The 16,030-nt window shown below is 42.1% G+C and carries 20 protein-coding genes; 15 read left to right on the top strand and 5 right to left on the bottom strand.

Annotated features, from left to right (window positions below):
- Window positions 1–14 precede the first annotated feature (14 nt).
- The 3 genes from EJA10_RS17290 (at window position 15) to EJA10_RS17280 (ending at window position 2,540) form a co-directional block, all read left to right on the top strand.
- Complete coding sequence (locus EJA10_RS17290) at window positions 15–1,076, top strand: DUF3900 domain-containing protein (protein WP_125481274.1); 1,062 nt, start codon at window positions 15–17, stop codon at window positions 1,074–1,076.
- A 169-nt stretch (window positions 1,077–1,245) separates the two neighbouring features.
- The gene (locus EJA10_RS17285) at window positions 1,246–1,749 is read left to right on the top strand and encodes an NUDIX hydrolase (protein ID WP_125481273.1); all 504 of its coding nucleotides are present in this window, start codon (window positions 1,246–1,248) and stop codon (window positions 1,747–1,749) included.
- 5 nt (window positions 1,750–1,754) lie between these two features.
- Window positions 1,755–2,540: a class I SAM-dependent methyltransferase gene (locus EJA10_RS17280; RefSeq protein ID WP_125481272.1), complete on the top strand. Its 786-nt coding sequence runs from the start codon at window positions 1,755–1,757 to the stop codon at window positions 2,538–2,540.
- 511 nt (window positions 2,541–3,051) lie between these two features.
- Here the strand turns inward: EJA10_RS17280 and EJA10_RS17275 are convergent.
- Entirely contained in the window at window positions 3,052–4,101 is a 1,050-nt protein-coding gene (locus EJA10_RS17275; protein ID WP_125481271.1) for a M42 family metallopeptidase, read from the bottom strand.
- A 184-nt stretch (window positions 4,102–4,285) separates the two neighbouring features.
- On the opposite strand from EJA10_RS17275, the gene EJA10_RS17270 reads away from it, so the two are divergent.
- From EJA10_RS17270 to selB, 4 genes are all read left to right on the top strand, one after another.
- On the top strand, window positions 4,286–5,185 hold the full coding sequence (locus tag EJA10_RS17270) for a superoxide dismutase (RefSeq protein ID WP_125481270.1): 900 nt from the start codon (window positions 4,286–4,288) through the stop codon (window positions 5,183–5,185).
- Between the two features lie 88 nt (window positions 5,186–5,273).
- Window positions 5,274–5,585 carry a DUF3892 domain-containing protein gene (locus EJA10_RS17265; RefSeq protein WP_125481269.1) on the top strand — a complete coding sequence of 104 codons (312 nt, stop codon included), beginning with the start codon at window positions 5,274–5,276 and terminating at the stop codon, window positions 5,583–5,585.
- A gap of 103 nt (window positions 5,586–5,688) precedes the next feature.
- A complete protein-coding gene (coaW, locus tag EJA10_RS17260; protein WP_125481268.1) occupies window positions 5,689–6,489 on the top strand; it encodes a type II pantothenate kinase in 801 nt (266 codons plus the stop codon).
- 97 nt (window positions 6,490–6,586) lie between these two features.
- Window positions 6,587–8,470, top strand: a complete 1,884-nt coding sequence (selB, locus tag EJA10_RS17255; protein WP_125481267.1) for a selenocysteine-specific translation elongation factor — start codon at window positions 6,587–6,589, stop codon at window positions 8,468–8,470.
- 54 nt (window positions 8,471–8,524) lie between these two features.
- Here the strand turns inward: selB and EJA10_RS17250 are convergent, their stop codons facing one another.
- Window positions 8,525–9,034 carry a DUF3231 family protein gene (locus tag EJA10_RS17250; protein WP_125481266.1) on the bottom strand — a complete coding sequence of 170 codons (510 nt, stop codon included), beginning with the start codon at window positions 9,032–9,034 and terminating at the stop codon, window positions 8,525–8,527.
- Window positions 9,035–9,508: 474 nt separating this feature from the next.
- The gene (locus tag EJA10_RS17245; RefSeq protein WP_246017834.1) at window positions 9,509–9,679 is read right to left on the bottom strand and encodes a thioredoxin; all 171 of its coding nucleotides are present in this window, start codon (window positions 9,677–9,679) and stop codon (window positions 9,509–9,511) included.
- Window positions 9,680–9,951: 272 nt separating this feature from the next.
- Between EJA10_RS17245 and EJA10_RS17240 the strand changes: the two genes are divergently transcribed.
- The 8 genes from EJA10_RS17240 to EJA10_RS23495 all read left to right on the top strand — a co-directional run bounded on the left by EJA10_RS17240 (window position 9,952) and on the right by EJA10_RS23495 (window position 13,985).
- Window positions 9,952–10,548 carry a class I SAM-dependent methyltransferase gene (locus EJA10_RS17240; protein WP_125481264.1) on the top strand — a complete coding sequence of 199 codons (597 nt, stop codon included), beginning with the start codon at window positions 9,952–9,954 and terminating at the stop codon, window positions 10,546–10,548.
- 109 nt (window positions 10,549–10,657) lie between these two features.
- Entirely contained in the window at window positions 10,658–11,092 is a 435-nt protein-coding gene (locus EJA10_RS17235; protein WP_125481263.1) for a hypothetical protein, read from the top strand.
- Window positions 11,085–11,783 (top strand): DNA polymerase III subunit beta, encoded by a 699-nt coding sequence (dnaN, locus tag EJA10_RS17230; protein ID WP_125481262.1) that lies wholly within the window; start codon window positions 11,085–11,087, stop codon window positions 11,781–11,783. The genes EJA10_RS17235 and dnaN overlap by 8 nt, the downstream gene beginning before the upstream one ends.
- Window positions 11,784–11,794: 11 nt before the next feature.
- Complete coding sequence (locus EJA10_RS17225; RefSeq protein WP_125481261.1) at window positions 11,795–12,502, top strand: class I SAM-dependent methyltransferase; 708 nt, start codon at window positions 11,795–11,797, stop codon at window positions 12,500–12,502.
- A 13-nt stretch (window positions 12,503–12,515) separates the two neighbouring features.
- Window positions 12,516–12,977 carry an NUDIX hydrolase gene (locus EJA10_RS17220; RefSeq protein ID WP_125481260.1) on the top strand — a complete coding sequence of 154 codons (462 nt, stop codon included), beginning with the start codon at window positions 12,516–12,518 and terminating at the stop codon, window positions 12,975–12,977.
- Between the two features lie 174 nt (window positions 12,978–13,151).
- Complete coding sequence (locus tag EJA10_RS24020) at window positions 13,152–13,361, top strand: HIT family protein (RefSeq protein ID WP_342773937.1); 210 nt, start codon at window positions 13,152–13,154, stop codon at window positions 13,359–13,361.
- A complete protein-coding gene (locus EJA10_RS17210; RefSeq protein ID WP_125481259.1) occupies window positions 13,342–13,803 on the top strand; it encodes an NUDIX domain-containing protein in 462 nt (153 codons plus the stop codon). Before EJA10_RS24020 ends, EJA10_RS17210 begins: the two co-directional genes overlap by 20 nt.
- Before the next feature lie 14 nt (window positions 13,804–13,817).
- Complete coding sequence (locus EJA10_RS23495; RefSeq protein ID WP_170169174.1) at window positions 13,818–13,985, top strand: hypothetical protein; 168 nt, start codon at window positions 13,818–13,820, stop codon at window positions 13,983–13,985.
- A gap of 39 nt (window positions 13,986–14,024) precedes the next feature.
- On the opposite strand, the gene EJA10_RS17205 is transcribed toward EJA10_RS23495, so the two are convergent.
- Together EJA10_RS17205 and EJA10_RS17200 are read right to left on the bottom strand one after the other, a co-directional pair.
- Window positions 14,025–14,720, bottom strand: coding sequence for a class I SAM-dependent methyltransferase (locus EJA10_RS17205; RefSeq protein ID WP_246017833.1), 696 nt, complete (start codon window positions 14,718–14,720; stop codon window positions 14,025–14,027).
- A gap of 213 nt (window positions 14,721–14,933) precedes the next feature.
- Window positions 14,934–15,923, bottom strand: a complete 990-nt coding sequence (locus EJA10_RS17200; protein WP_125481258.1) for a nuclease-related domain-containing protein — start codon at window positions 15,921–15,923, stop codon at window positions 14,934–14,936.
- Window positions 15,924–16,030: the final 107 nt, after the last annotated feature.

Below are 16,030 nucleotides of genomic sequence, written 5' to 3'. Positions count from 1 at the left end.
CAGGGAGTTTGATCATGGATTTTGAGGTAGAATATCTATCATTTTATGTAGTACAGGTAGAAGGAAAAGGCGAGAATGCCGACAAAAGGTATAAACATTTCCAGACACTTAATGAGGAAGAGTATGAAAACAGTCCCTTAAAGGATTTCCTCGACGGAGAATTTACTAAAATCGTTAAGAGGAAGGTAGAGCGCCACCCGAAAAATGAAGAAGTACCAACAAAGATTGGCTACTTCATTGTCGAGGAGGGCCATGATTTGACCTCCAATCCAAACTATAATCTTTTTCACCGTGTAAGATTTGCGGAATCCAAGGAAGTTTTCCAGCAGGAAAGCGAAAAATTTGCGATTGCCTATGTTGACACAAGCGCCGTTCGGGGCGGGGCATTCATTGTTGCCCGCGCAAAACTGCGCAAGTATTTCGATGATGCCTTTGTGTTCATCCTTAAATGCGATTTTGAGCAAAAAGTAGCGTCAATTTCAGATGAGTCCACATTGATCCGCCAGGTGGAAATGGCCATCACCACGAAAAGCATGAAATCGATTCATTATCCTTACATGCCCGAAGAGGGAATGATCCAGGATAATGAGCTTAAAATCAACCAGGCCTCCCACGCCCGTTATTTCGAAGATTTCCTAAAATTTGTCGAGTACGGACAATCTATGCCTGAAATCGTTAAAACACAGGTTATCGAAATGGTCCGCGGCCATATGGAAGAAACGTTCGAACCCGAAAGTGAAGAACGGGAACAGCTTGAAAATGCAATGGAAATCTGGGCAGCAAGTGAAAAGCGAGAGCTTCAGGAACGTTTTGAACCCGAACAAGTTATCGAGGCTGCAGCCCAGCTAATAGAGCATACCCCTGAACTGGAGCTTAAAATGAAGCTTGATCATATCTCGGTTAAAGGTTTGCTTGCAGATTACGGAGACAGTATCCATCTTGCGAAGATAAATGGTAAATATGTTCTCATGATTGAAGCGGATTCGATCATATTTGAAAAAGGCTTCTCCCCGGTAGAATTTGTGAAGCCTGATGAAGTCGGAACCGTCATTGAAAGAATCAGGCAGAAAGGCTAAAGAGTCCATACTTACACTTTTGTAAAGCATCGGCATTCCGATGCTTTTTTTGCTGCTTGCAATATTCCGGTTGGATAATACACATTTCTCTTTTTTTCGTTGTCAGATTATTAAGAATCTGGTTATAATTGGTAGAGTTACATGTGAATGGGATAGTTGGGGGGATACAGTGACGACGATTTACGTCAATTGGGGAGAAGCAAAAGTGAAGTTGACATGGGTAAAAGGTGACCAGCTGCCGCCATTAGAGTTGATTACAAGCGTTCATGGCTTCTGCTTCCACAATGATCAAATATTGCTTGTAAAGTTAACAGAACGAGGCTGGGACATGACTGGCGGCCATATCGATCCAGGTGAAACACCAGAAGAATGCTTCAAAAGGGAGACAATGGAGGAAGCATATGTCTCAGGGAGTTGTACTTTACTAGGTTCTATTACTGTTGATCATAGTGAAAACATCCACTGGAATGAAAATGGCAAATACCCAAAGGTGGGTTACCAGGTATTTTACCGTATGGAAATCGATGTGATCCATGAGTTTCGTGCTGAATATGAATCCGCAGAACGCATCTTTATCGACCAGAATCAGGCAGAAGAATATTACCATGAATGGCATGAGCTCTATGAAGAAATATTAAATCATAGTGCTGAAAGAATAATAGAGTTAGGATGATAGAAATGGATACTGTAAAACATAATAGTCTTGCATGGGACAAGAAGGTGGAAGAAGAAGCTGTCTATACGAAGGCCGTTTCAGCCGGGGATATTAAGAAAGCAAGAGCAGGAGAATGGAAGATAACAGTAACAACAGAAAAACAAGTGCCGAGAAGCTGGTTTCCTCAGTCATTAAATGGGGTGAAAGTACTGTGCCTTGCCTCAGGGGGTGGACAGCAAGGACCAATACTGGCAGCTGCCGGCGCGGATGTTACGGTCGTTGATATTTCAAAGAAGCAGCTGGAGCAGGATGAAATGGTAGCCAGAAGAGATGGCTTGGAATTGAAAACATTGCAATGCGACATGACCGATCTCTCTGCTTTTCAGGACGAAGAATTTGATCTGGTTATCCACCCAGTTTCTAATGTGTTCGTTGAAGATCTCTCCGCAGTATGGAAAGAAGCCGCGCGTGTATTGAAAGATAGAGGAATACTTATTTCAGGATTCACAAATCCGCTTTTGTTTATTTTCGATGATGAAGAAGACCAGAAAGGAAATCTTGTTGTCAAACACAGGATCCCTTATTCGACACTGGATGGCCTTACTGCTGAGGAAATTGAGGCATACATGGAATCAAATCAAACGATTGAATTCGGACATACTTTAGAAGACCAAATCCAGGGCCAAGTCGATGCCGGATTTTTGATTGCCGGATTGTATGAGGATGATTTTGGCGGAAGAAGACCATTAGACCAGTATATCAGATGTTTTATTGCGACGAGGGCCATCAAACTGGAAAGTGGCAATTAATATCTAAGAGGGTGTCTCAAAAGGAATAAACTCTTGGGCACCCTCTATTTTTAGGTTAGTTTCTAAAATTGATCCGTTGATTTCCGCTTCATGTGCTTCGCTTTCCGCGGCGTTGGTGCTGAGCCTCCTCATTGCTTCGCTCTTGCGGGGTCTCACCTGGCCAACTGATCCCGCAGGACCTGAATAGCTTCCCCGAATGGACCCACGCACGATAGAAATGCGTGAGCATTTTCGGAGGAGTCTTCGCGCATTCCACTACAATCAACTCAGGTTTCTAGATTCACATTCAAATGCAAAACAAAAACAAGATATAATACGAACCCGTTGATCCTCATAATGGACATTCATGTTTTTCCTCAACAACATGAATAAAAATTAAGATAAATAGGTCAAGAAAGCCTTCTCTATCTACTTTGAATCCATCCATTTAAACCCAATAGCTAGAAAAAAATAAAAGAGGCTGACTCCCAGGTTGAATTTGTTTAACCTGAAAGTCAGCCTCTTGTGCTCTTTAAATGATCATGTCTGATTGGACGTAATGATAAAGAAGCTTTGCAGTATTTTCAATTGAATCTTTATGTGTTCTTTCGAAAGCGTGTGATGAATCAATTCCTGGTCCAATCAGGCCGTGGATAATGTCGTGACCTGAACGAATCGCAGCTGAAGCATCCGAACCATAGAAAGGGTAAATGTCGAGCTTGTAGCCTATTTCATTGTCGATTGCCAGCTGCGTGAGCCGCTTTCTTAATTCATAATGATATGGTCCGCTTGCGTCTTTCACACAGATGGAAACAGTATATTCATCGGTCGACTGGCCGTCACCCATAGCACCCATATCGACAGCAAGGTATTCTACTGTTTCAGGAGTGATGTTTGAGTTTCCGCCATAACCAATTTCCTCGTTATTGGAGATCAGGAAATGTGTTGTATAAGGCAATTCAATGTTCTCGGCTTTGAGCTGTTTGATCAGCTGAAGCAGGATGGCGACACTTGCTTTGTCGTCCAGGTGACGAGACTTGATGAATCCAGACGGAGTTATCTGGACGCGCGGGTCGAATGAAACGAAATCTCCTACTTCGATTCCAAGGGCTCTGACATCATCAGCGTTATGTACTTTTTCATCCAGCCGCACTTCCATATTATCCTGGTTTCGTTCCGCTTTGCCTGCATCCTTGTATACATGGACGGATGTTTGGTGCATCAAAATCGTCCCCGTAAGCTTCTTTCCGCTCGAGGTTTCAATTTCACAATATTCACCTTCAATAGAGTTGTACTTGAATCCGCCAATCAAATCCAATTTCAATCGGCCGCTCGGCTTGATTTCTTTTACAATCGCGCCCAGAGTATCGACATGCGCAGTCAGCATTCTGTGGTTCTGCTGGTCCTTACCTGGCAGAGTGGCAATCAATCCGCCTTTGCGATTTCTTTTCGTTTCAACCTGCAATTCTTTTAAAAGGTTTTCCACATATGTAATCACTTCATTTGTATTGCCAGAGGGACTAGGAATTGAGACCAGTTCCTTTAACAGGTTTACTGTTTCATCGGTATTAGGATATGCCATGATAAATCTCCCTTCAAAATATTCACAATACTTATTATAAACTTTTTCCGGCCAAAAACGTTATTATTTCGTGGTATATAAAAATTCTTGGGAAAACTTGAGTGAAAGTTCAAAAAGAAAGGTAATGTCCACACAGCTCTCCTCATATTTTGTTTATGGATGGCAATTCGGGGAGGGTGATAGGATGAACGGCTACTGGTTCAGATATTCATTACAACAATGGTGCAATGATATGGAAATGAAGTGGACTTCTGTACGGTCTCAGCTTCGGGAAGCGGATAATGACGCTGGTTGGAATCAATGGCAGGAACGACTACTGACTCTAAAACGGGATGCGGAGGTTTCAGGGGACCAGGAAGAGCTCTATACACAAGCAAGAAGTCTTAACGATGAGCTAAATGGCTATTTGAATGAACAGCAAGAAGGAAACGATCGGCAACAGGGAGTGAGACTCCAGCCGGTTCCGATTGGCGGCCATAAATTGCCGCCATTGCCATATGCATATAATGCTTTGGAGCCGGCCATTGCGGCTGAAATTATGAGACTTCATCACTCTAAGCATCACCAAAGCTATGTGGATGGGCTGAACAAGGCTGAAAAAGAAATGCACAAAGCAAGGGAAACGGGAGAGTTCAGCCTGATTAAACATTGGGAAAGAGAAGCTGCTTTCCATGGAGCCGGTCATTATCTTCACACGATTTTCTGGACCATCATGAGTCCTAATGGAGGAGGAACTCCGAAGGGACAGCTAAGCAGGGCAATCAATGAGTCATTCGGCAGCTTTGAAAGGTTCAAGAAGCATTTTACCGAAGCGGCTAAAAATGTTGAAGCAGTAGGATGGGCGATTCTTGTTTGGTCGCCAAGATCCCACAGATTGGAAATCCTCCAGGCAGAAAAACACCAAAACCTTAGTCAGTGGGATGTTGTTCCATTGCTCGTGTTGGATGTATGGGAGCATGCTTACTACCTGCAATACAAAAACGAACGGGCAAAATATGTTGAAAACTGGTGGAGTGTAGTCAACTGGAAGGAAGTCGAGCAACGATTCAACAAAGCAAGAACACTGGCATGGCAGCCGTTTTAAAAAGAGACTAAGGTGACGGAGCGTCACCCTTTTTTGAATAATTCTTTACCTTCTGACCAAACTAAACATATGTTCGGGAGGTGTTAAAATGGAAAACAAAGACTTCAACCAAATTTACAACGATTATAAAGAACAAAGCAGAGGGCAAGCAGAGATGGAAGCAAATATGAACGAGCCAGGAAAAGAGCAGATTGTTGCTGTGCGAAAAAATGATGATGACGATTTAATCGCTTTTAAAACCGAGAGCGGGAGGGAGCTTGATTACGTTACGGCCCTCTCTGAAGCAAAGGCGGGTAAGCTGGCCCATGTTGATGTGTTCCACAAATACGGCCGGGATATCCTCAGGAGCGAGCCAGACGGAATCAAAGAGAACAACCTGGACAATTTACCAAATTTCTAGATGCTGCGGCAGTTGATTATCAACTGCCGCATTTTCTTTGCAATCATGATTTGCGGACAAGTACAATGGAAAAAATGGCTGTTTTTTCAAAGAGGAGGTACTCATGAATAACAAGATCGGAATCGATGCTGGCGGTTCATTGATGAAAATTGCCTATGAAGAAAACGGTAGAATACATTTCCGGAAGTACCCTCTTGATGAAATGGATCCTGCCTTAAAATGGATCAGAATGCTTCATTCAGACAAAACCATCTGCCTTACTGGCGGCAGGGCAGGGAATTTAAAAAGCGCCTTTTTTCCGGATGCTGCAATTGTTGAAGAATTTAAGGCTGTATGTGAAGGTGTCAAATACCTTTTGGCCAAAGAACAGAGATCCCTGGAAGAAAAGTTTTTGCTCGTCAACATTGGAACAGGTACCTCTTGGTTTACTATGGACGGAGAGCGTTATGAGCGAGTTTTCGGCAGCGGGATTGGCGGAGGAACCTTGTTAGGTTTGGGGCACATCCTTTCAGGCACAGATGAATTTTCAAAATTGGTTGATCTGTCAGCCGCAGGTGATCGAGGCAATGTCGATATGCTGGTCAAGGATATTTATGAATCCCATGAGCCCCCCATTCCAGGTGATTTGACTGCCAGCAACTTTGCCAAAGCGAGCGGGGAACAATCCGGTTCTCCTGAGGACCAAATTACTTCACTATTTAACATGATTGCAGAAACCATTACATTGTTCACTGTCCAGAATGCTGCAATTCACCGCGCAAAGAAGGTTGCCTTCATCGGGAGTACGCTATCCGGCAATAAACCATTGCAGGACAGTCTTGACTATTATTGTAAAATGTCTGATTTGGAGCCGGAGTTTATCCAAAATGGAGAATTCAGCGGCGCAATTGGTGCCACGCTCTAAATTAGGATTGGATGAAATTGTTCTAAATTTAGTCGCTTGAACTATTTACGGTTTATAGGTAGAGTTATTTTATACATAACAAAGAAGGTGTCAGCATTTGAGCAAGAGATATTTTACCATCGGAATGGCCGGCCATATTGACCACGGAAAAACTTCGCTGACAAAAGCGTTGACGAACGTTGATACCGACCGGCTGAAAGAAGAAAAAGAACGGCAAATTTCCATTGAATTGGGATTTGCGCCCTTATATGAGGATGATGAATTACAGATTTCCGTTGTCGATGTACCTGGACATGAGCGTTTCATTCGACAGATGATTGCTGGTGTGGCAGGAATCGATCTCGTCGTCCTGGTTGTTGCGGCCGACGAAGGGGTTATGCCTCAGACACGTGAACACCTTGATATCCTCGGGTTCCTTGGGATTTGTTCAGGTATAATTGCGATTACGAAAATCGACCGTGTTGAAGAGGAATTCATTGAGCTAGTGAAAGACGATATACTGGGAGAGCTGCAAGGAACAGTTTTTGAGAATTCTCCTTTTATGATGGTCGACAGCCTTTCCAAGAAAGGAATTCACGAACTGAAAGATTTAATTATCCAAACGTTAAAAGAGCAGGAAATGCGTGACGCCAAAGGTGCATTCAGGCTTCCGATTGACCAGGTTTTTACAGTTAAAGGTCAGGGAACGGTTGTCAGAGGAACTGTATATGAAGGAACGGTGGAGGAAGGCCAGCAATTGAAGGTCATGCCATCGGGTCTTGAAGTGAGAGCGAGACAGCTCCAGGTACACCACCAGCCAGCCAAACAGGCTTTTGCTGGACAGCGAGCGGCAATCAATCTTTCTGGTGTCTCGAAGGATGATCTTGAACGAGGAGAAGTCCTGGTTTCATCTGACCATTTTATCATTACCAATACAATAGACGTCGCCATCCGGGTAGTCGAGGATCTTGAACACCTGGTGAAGCAACGGACACCGATAAAGTGCCATATAGGTACAGCAGAAGTGATGGGAAGGATTGTCTTCTTTGACCGTAATGAGTTAAAAGAGGACAACGGCGAGATACTTTGCCAGCTGCGGCTTGAGGAGAAAATCGTCACCAAGCGCGGCGACCGGTTCATTGTGCGCCGTCCAAGTCCGCAGGAAACGATTGGCGGCGGCTGGGTCATCGATCCTCGCGGCAACAAGTACCGTTTTGGCCAGCAGACAATCGAAGAACTTGAGAAAAAGAAGGCAGGGACACCGGTCGAAAGGATTAATGCTGCACTTTATGAAGCAAAAAGTCTCTCCATCGAAGACTTGATTAAAAGGACGGCGCTTGACCTGGACACGCTCCAGACCAATCTTGAGGATGAACAATTCATCAAGATTTCCAGTAAGGAATATACCCTTTTGTCACTGGCGGAAGTAATTGAGGAAGATATTCGCGACAGACTGTATGACTACCATCAAGATAATCCGATGAGAACCGGAATGAACAAAGCAGAGCTGCTGCAGTCACTGCAAAAGTCATTTCCTAGATCCCTACTCGAATTCATTATCGAAAATGGAATTACAAAAGGAGTCTTCACGAGGAAAGAACAGTTTATATCCTTAGCCGCTTTTGCGCCGCATATCCCGAAGAATTGGGAAAAACGGACGGAAAACATGCTTAATGAGTTAAAGAACGCTGGTCTCAAGGTTGATTATTTTAATGATTACATCAAAAATGCCGGCATACCAGACTCTATTGCATATGAACTTAAGCGTTTCCTCGAAGATCAGGGTGAAATCGTCCTGCTTGATGATCAATATGCATGGTATGGCGAGCATTTTAGAGAGGCCGTCCAAAAACTGAGAGACCAAACGGGGGAAGAATTCGAAGTCTCCGAAGCTAAGGAAGCCGTTGAACTATCAAGAAAATACATGATTCCATTCCTGGAACGACTTGATGCTCTTGGTTACACCAGAAGGATTGAGAACAAGCGGGTTTGGAGAAAGTAAAAACAGCAGATCCACTGGATCTGCTGTTTTTTTAAAAAAATTAGATTGATTGGTTTAATTTTCCGGAGATTTGACTTGAAGCGGAGGAGGGATGAGCCAGCCCTTGGATTTATTCAATTTCAGCATTTTAGCGCCAAATTGTGCTTTAGCCATATGGAACTGCCCGTACATTGCTGCAATGTCCTCTCTGATGCACTGCCCAATCATCGTGCTCGCAGCAACCAGATCTTCCGCAACATCCTTTGAAATGGCAGCAGAGATTTCCGGATCACTAAATCTTGCTCCTGGAGGAATATCTTCCAAATGTGCTACCGGACGCTCCGGTGGAGAAGGCGGCAACCCAATTCCGTTGGTTTTCAACAATTCTTCCAGCTGCTGATTCTCTTCCTTCATCGCCTCAATCGCATCCTGGACAAGCTTTTTAAGATCCTCATCCCCGATGTGATTAATAAAAGTCTGGTATCCAGCAATCAAGCCATGATTAACAAGCAAATGACTCCACATGCCATAAACCTCGCCATAATGTAAAGGTTCATCTTTCGGATTTCCACTTAAAATTCCCATGATCGCACTCCTTATCGAATTAATATTCATAGTTTCTCCTTATGTAAGGAACTTGGACATCGGGTTTATTTTGCCTGTATAGCAACAGTATTATTCGTTAAAGAGGGGAAACATTGGATTGTGGCAGCTTAGTAAAATTTGGTGCTTTTAGGATAGAAAAGAAATAGGAGCGGAAAAACCTCAGAAAAACAGCCTTAAAATAGCTAGTAAAAGCCCATCAAAAATGCCTGGATTTTACGATAATTTGGTTAGTGAATATTGTTCAATCCGATCCAAGTCCGGACAGGTTTGAAGAGGTACCTTAAAAAATTGTCCTAAGTAATCCCTTTTTTGGACAAGGGCAGGGCCAACAATAGCTGTAAGAAAAAAACCGGTTGGACAAGTTAAAGAGCAAAACGCTGAAAATTTGTCCGAACTCGCCAGTGGTTGTTTAAAATAACAGGAGACGGGCCTATGCCGGTCCCCTTAGCAACTTTATTCACCAAAAAAACCTTCGTGAATTTTGGCGACATCTTCTCTGAATTTCTCGACCTGGACAATTCTTGCCTCCCTCAAATATTCCCTGCCATCTGCATAGAGGACAAGGACTGGTACGGTGAAGGCCATCAAGAAGCCGGCGATTTCTTCTACTTTGCCGGCATTCACCAGCCCAGCTTCAATGTTGGGAAAATCCTTTAGTACTTCCTCTACCTGAGGAAGTAAGCCATGGCATACGCTTCAGCTGTCTGCCAGCACATAGATGAAGCTAAGTTCATTATCGCTAATCAAGCTTTTGACTTCCTCCATGGATGTTAATTCTTTCATTACAATCTACCTCCTTTGTATATTGATACCCACTAAGACATAGGTTAGCCTGACCTTTTTTAATCATACTAAAAAAAGGGTATTGGGTATAATGATGAGGAAGGAGTGATTGTATGGAGAACCCGTGGCATGAACGTTTTGGGTCGTCAAAATATGTTTATGGAGAAGAGCCCAACTCTTTTATCAAAGAAAAAGCCGATCGTTTAGAAAATGCAAAGACTATTGTTGCTTTTGCGGAAGGTGAAGGCAGGAATGCAGTATATCTTGCAAAAAAGGGACACCAAGTTACAGCTTATGATTATGCTTTAAATGGTCTGAAGAAAACAGAAGCCCTGGCAGAAAGGTTCGGAGTACATGTGAACACAAAGCAGAAGGATTTGATCAAGGATCCGGTACCAATCGAAACATTTGATGCAGCGATCATGGTCTTCGGCCATTTTTCGAAAGGTGTTCAAAAAGCAGTGTTCGATAAACTTTTTGGAGCTGTCAAACCAGGTGGCATAATCATGATGGAGGTATATTCCGAAGCTCAGTTGAAGTATGGAACAGGTGGCCCGAAAACAACTGATATGCTATATGATCCTGCTGACCTGTTACAGTGGGTTAAAGAGTATGAGGTGCTTCATTTCTTTTATGGAGAACAGGAACGGGTAGAAGGAGAACTGCATACAGGAGTTGGCCATGTCATTCAAGTGATTGTAAAAAAATAACTTAAAGCGATCTTCTCAAAAAGAAGGTCGCTTTTGCGTTTATTTACAAGGATTTCCCATCTTCTTGTCGAATTTGTAATATTGAAACTTCATACGGAAAGGATTACATATGAAATTTACCGTTGATAAAAAGACTATTGTACCAGCACTTATAGAAATGAGCAGATCACTTCCCATGAATGCTAATCCGGATATTCTATCTGGCATTAAAATTACTGCATCTCCGGAAGGATTGCATTTGGTGGTCAGTAATCATGATTTTATCCTCGAAAAATGCATTCCGGTTTATCCGGATGGGAAGCTGAAAATCATACATTCGGGCAGCGTGGTCATACCTGGAAAGTACTTTTTGGAGCTAATAAAAAAATTGCCAGAGGAAATCACAATTGGGAGGCTGCACACTCATGAAAAGCTTTCCATTCAGTCCGAAGAAATCTCCATTGCATTAAGCCTATTTAAACATGAAGAGTACCCTGTTATGCCGGTTCTGAATATTTCGAAAAAAATTACAAGTACCTGCAGGATCACTCATCGACATGGTTAAAAAGACTGCTTTTGCCGCATCAACAAACGATATAAGGCCAGTATTGACCGGAATGCTGTTCTCCATTAAGGATAAAAAAATCACGTGTGCCGCTACGAATTCACACAGGCTCGCGATGAAGGAGGTTCAAATAGAAACCGGCATTGAAGGTTCATCAATAGTACCTCTGTCTTCTATCAAGGAATTACAAAGGTTATTCAGCGATTCACATGAGATGATGGAGATTGGTCTAGCAGAAAACTTTTTAATTTTCAAATCCCCACTATGCTCCTTTTACACTCGTTTGATTGAAGGTAATTACCCTAATCTTGACACTCTGGTCCCGAATGATACGAAAACAGTTTTGACTTTAAGTACAACTCTTTTGTTAAAAGAAATCGAGCGTGCCAGTTTATTTTCGAGGGATGCAAGCAATTACAATGTTAAGGTAGAGCTGATTGATGAAAGTAAACTGAAGATTTCTTCCAAATCAACTGATTTAGGGAAAATTGAAGAAACCCAACAAGTGATCAGGCTAGAGGGCGATACAGATATCTCTATTTCGCTAAACAGTCAGTTTTTGATGGAAGCGCTCAGGACCATAACAGATCAGGAAGTCAGCATTCATTTTTCAGGTTCAATGAGGCCTGTATTGATTACGCCAGGGGACAAAAGCGGTCACATGCATTTAATTTCACCAGTCAGAGGCTGAGGAGGTATATAGTGAAAGAGACGATTTACAGCTATGAGGATCTATTGAATATGCTGGATCATTTGTTGGAAGAGGAGCGCCAATTTAACTGGAATGACTTTTACTCCGACAGAGGACGCAAGGTTCCATTTTTCCGAAATTTGCCCGATGAGAATTTGGTTAGCTATTTTGAAAGCGAGAAGCTTAAGCCGGGAAGAGTGCTGGAATTTGGCTGTGGTCCCGGGAGAAATGCCATTTACTTATCCAAAATAGGCTTCACAGTAGACGCTGTTGACCAATCTGCGGAAGGGCTGAGATGGGGAAAGGACAGAGCGAACAAACAAAATGTCCAGGTGAATTTTATTGAAAGTAATATTTTTGACTTGAGTCTGGAGGAGAATGCTTATGACCTGGTGTATGATTCCGGGTGTTTCCACCATATTCCTCCACACAGAAGGATGAATTACATAGAGTTGGTTTTTAGAGCATTGAAGCCTGGCGGACATTTTGCTTTAACCTGTTTTGTTGAAGGTGGAGAGCTCGGCGGTGCATCAATGTCTGATTGGGATGTTTACAGAGAGAGAAGCATGAGAGGTGGACTCGGTTTTACAGAAAAAAAACTCAGAGAAACCTTTAATGGCCTGGAAGCTATGGAAATCCGGAAAATGATTGAAAAGACTCCTGATCAAGGGGTATTTGGGACATCCGCATTAATGGCCGCTTTATTCAGGAAAAAATGAAAGGAGTGGTATTGTGGGATGGGTAAGTGATTTAAGAAAAATCGTCGGCAACAGGCCGCTTATACTACCTGGGTCTGTAGTGCTGATTTTTAACAAAGATGGAGAAGTCTTGCTTCAGCACCGGACAGATGGCGGCTGGGGTCTGCCAGGGGGAATAATGGAACTAGGCGAAAGCCTCGAGGAGACCGCCAGAAGGGAAGTAAAAGAAGAAACCGGCCTTGATATCGGTGAATTACAGTTAGAAGGGGTATTTTCCGGATCTGAGTATTTTTTAAAAGTAGCAAATGGCGACGAACTTTATTCTGTTACTGTCGTTTATTCAACACAAGAATACAATGGGGAAATTGAAATGGACGAAAATGAATCCATTGATCTCCAATTCTTTAACCTTAATCAATTGCCAGAAGAACTGACAAAAAGCTATCAGCATTATGTTAATCACTATATTGTAAACAGGGTAAAGACAGCTTTATAAAATGACCAAAGGTGAGGATTCACTTGAAACACGAAGATTTCTACTGTTACGAAGTTCTAACTGGACGGACTAAGGTTGAAATGATATCTGAAACAGAACATAGTCTGGCGTTCTATCATACTCGCCCGTATTATCAAGTTCATACCGAAGAAGCATATTTCTTCTTTTCTAACAGTGACGAAGGAAGAGAAGGGAATTCTGGAGGATGTATTTCGTGTCATTAGGGAAGTTGCAGCAAAGTTAGAAAAAGAACACGGTGCCTGTACAATCTCAACAAACATTGGAAACTATCAAAGCAATAAGCATATGCACTGGCATGTCCATTATGGTGCCAGAATCCGCGATGAACAGGGAAGATTGTTGGATGGTTACGACTCAAAATAACGGTTTTGAATTCATGGAGCTATTAAAAATCTCCGAGCAGGATATAAAACAATATTCACCGCTTGCGGGTTCTTTCGCCCTTCTGGAAATGGATGGAAAATACCTCCTTTGCTATAACAGTTTGCGTAAGCAGTGGGAACTTCCAGCTGGAAAGAGAGAAAAGGGAGAAACTCCATTAGAATGTGCGAAAAGGGAACTTTATGAAGAGACAGGCAAAATTTCATTAAACCTTCACTTTATGGGATTATTAAAAGTAAAAAATTTGCTAAGCGGTACTTTTAAATACAATCCTATCTACTACTCGAGAGTAAATTTCTTGGAACCTTTCCATGAGAACAATGAAACCACTAAAATACTACTTTGGGATTTAATTGAAGACATACACATTGACCAGGTAGACTTGGCAATTCTTATGCAACTAAAGAAAAATCATTCACACTAAAGCGAGGGGAAATTATGAAGAAACTTACCGTCCTGCAGGCCATGCTTACTGCTGCTCTTTCAGCAACCATACTTACTGGATCAAATGCAATGACTGATTGGAATAATACCTTGCTATTTGGCCTATTCGCTTTTATCATTACTCTGTCCAGTGGTTTTGTTTCTCAGATTTTAAAAGCTTAAAAGATAAAAGGACTTCAGCCAGAAGTCCTTTTTGTGTCTTTAAACCTTTTTGCATTTAAAAATGATGGTCGTTGGCACTTTTTGTACCTTGTCCCAGTTATACCATCTATTTTCATCCCTGGCTTTCAGTTCTTCTGATATCCGAACATCTTCAATCATCTGGACAATTTGTAAACCATGTTTTACAAGTGAGTTGATGTATGTACTCATCTTATATTGCTGCATAATCGCGGGATGATCCCACGCCTGGTGATCGTATGGACCCTCTTCGTGATAGGATTTATCGAATTTCAAACCTTGGTCATCACTTCGTACTCTGCTGAATAACGGATGTTCCCAGCTAAAGATAAAAGTCCCTCCAGCTTTTAGGTATGTATGGATATTTTTCAAGGTACTCTCAAGGTCCGTTGTCCACCCAAGGGCATAGATCGAGTATACGATGTCAAAATAAGTTTCAGGTATCCCTGGGTTTCCCTCCATTGGAGATTCAAACAATTTTGCCATTGTATCTTTAAGAAGTCCTGTTGCTGCCTCAATTTGTGTTCTTGATAGATCGACTCCCCATAATTCGGATGCCTGACATTCTTCCATGTATTTCAGGGAATGTCCGCTTCCACAACCAATATCCAATACCTTCTTGCCGCGAATATCTCCAAATAAATTCAATTCATTTTCTGTCGGAGCAAAAGGGCCATACTCCGGTAAGGCTGTTCTTCCATAAAACCGAGGCGCCACTTAGTCCCAGCTTTTCTTATTGATCTGCAATGTTTCACTTAGCAAACTGCTAACCTCCTTAACTTCATGTTTTAATAATTCTCGTTAAACCGAGATTATCCTTTATATAAGCTCCCATTTAAAGGAGAGATACCAGAGCTACTATAATGACCATACTCAAAAATTATGACAAAGCCATGACTAACCTTTGGCCTTTTAGCATATAGTTGGGGGTTAAATTTTGGGAAAAGTAAAAAATGTATCTATGTCAGCAGGCATATGGTAGATCCGCCCTTTATTTATACCGGTGGCGGGTAGGTTCATGAAAGATAACATGCGGTTTGCGGACTTGAGTGAATCAATTTTCGCAATGTCCCTGAACTCTTGGTTCGTCATCGTGGGTTTGTACAGAAGAAAGTGATCCATTATGGCTCCATAATGAGCGGATTTTGAGGTATGGCCACAGTGAGGGCACATCCAATGCCACTTTTCCCGGAACATTCCAAAAGAAGAACAAGCTGGACACTCAACACCTTTATGGAAATCCTCATCAGTCAAGGAGTAAAACTTTAATAAATCCGGATGCTGAGGCGTATGCTTTTTCAAAAGCATATTTGACAATTTTTTTAGCTCTTTTGCAGTAAAAACTTCTTTTGAATTTTTCTGGTCAATTTGTTGTACTCGATTTAATAACACATCACCTTTGACAACAGTATTATACAGTTGGGGATTATTCGACTTAATGATTGTATTTGGGTTGCTGATGACAACGAGATGAAAGATAGGGGGGATTGCAAATTTGTGTTCAATCATCCATCTTCTTAAATGCCAGGATTGCATTTTCACTTGGAGGACGGGACATTCATATGCTTTTTCCTTTTCATCTTTCGTTTGGATCATCTGTTGGGATTCTTTATCGAAGAAGAGCGTGCCAGAGTGGTTTTTGGTTTCAATGAGAAGAATATAGCGTAGGGTTAATATGAGGGTGTCCATTTGGAAATACCATGTACCGTCTGGAAGTCGTAAATCCCTGAAAATATCGTAACCTTTTTCAGGTAAAAAGCTTAAGCGATAGTCAGTCTTCAGCTCACCTTTATAACCCGACCGCCATCCATTATAATCTTGCTCGATTTGCTGGAGTTTTAGATGATGGTCCACAATTCTTTTTAAAATGGTCTCGTACATCCGAAGCCGAATGGGATATCCTCTTTCTTTTCTTATCAAAATACCACTCCCTTAGTTACTTTTTAGCAGTTATTCTATAAAACTGCGCAGAAACCCTGCGTTAATGATCTTGAAAAATGGACATTCTGTGAAATCTAGATTTTATT

Origin of the sequence: Mesobacillus subterraneus, from assembly GCF_003937825.1 — a bacterium.
GTDB lineage: Bacteria > Bacillota > Bacilli > Bacillales > Cytobacillaceae > Mesobacillus > Mesobacillus subterraneus.
The sequence above is the reverse complement of the archived record's forward strand: the minus strand, read 5'-3'. Positions and strand labels throughout refer to the sequence as shown.

Bases quoted from the DNA above. Each gene is read 5' to 3' on its own strand.
- EJA10_RS17290 (WP_125481274.1), top strand. From the start codon at position 15: ATGGATTTTGAGGTAGAATATCTATCATTTTATGTAGTACAGGTAGAA.
- EJA10_RS17280 (WP_125481272.1), top strand. From the start codon at position 1,755: ATGGATACTGTAAAACATAATAGTCTTGCATGGGACAAGAAGGTGGAA.
- EJA10_RS17275 (WP_125481271.1), bottom strand. From the start codon at position 4,101: ATGGCATATCCTAATACCGATGAAACAGTAAACCTGTTAAAGGAACTG.
- EJA10_RS17270 (WP_125481270.1), top strand. From the start codon at position 4,286: ATGAACGGCTACTGGTTCAGATATTCATTACAACAATGGTGCAATGAT.
- EJA10_RS17265 (WP_125481269.1), top strand. From the start codon at position 5,274: ATGGAAAACAAAGACTTCAACCAAATTTACAACGATTATAAAGAACAA.
- coaW (WP_125481268.1), top strand. From the start codon at position 5,689: ATGAATAACAAGATCGGAATCGATGCTGGCGGTTCATTGATGAAAATT.
- EJA10_RS17250 (WP_125481266.1), bottom strand. From the start codon at position 9,034: ATGGGAATTTTAAGTGGAAATCCGAAAGATGAACCTTTACATTATGGC.
- EJA10_RS17240 (WP_125481264.1), top strand. From the start codon at position 9,952: ATGGAGAACCCGTGGCATGAACGTTTTGGGTCGTCAAAATATGTTTAT.
- EJA10_RS17235 (WP_125481263.1), top strand. From the start codon at position 10,658: ATGAAATTTACCGTTGATAAAAAGACTATTGTACCAGCACTTATAGAA.
- dnaN (WP_125481262.1), top strand. From the start codon at position 11,085: ATGGTTAAAAAGACTGCTTTTGCCGCATCAACAAACGATATAAGGCCA.
- EJA10_RS17210 (WP_125481259.1), top strand. From the start codon at position 13,342: ATGGTTACGACTCAAAATAACGGTTTTGAATTCATGGAGCTATTAAAA.
- EJA10_RS23495 (WP_170169174.1), top strand. From the start codon at position 13,818: ATGAAGAAACTTACCGTCCTGCAGGCCATGCTTACTGCTGCTCTTTCA.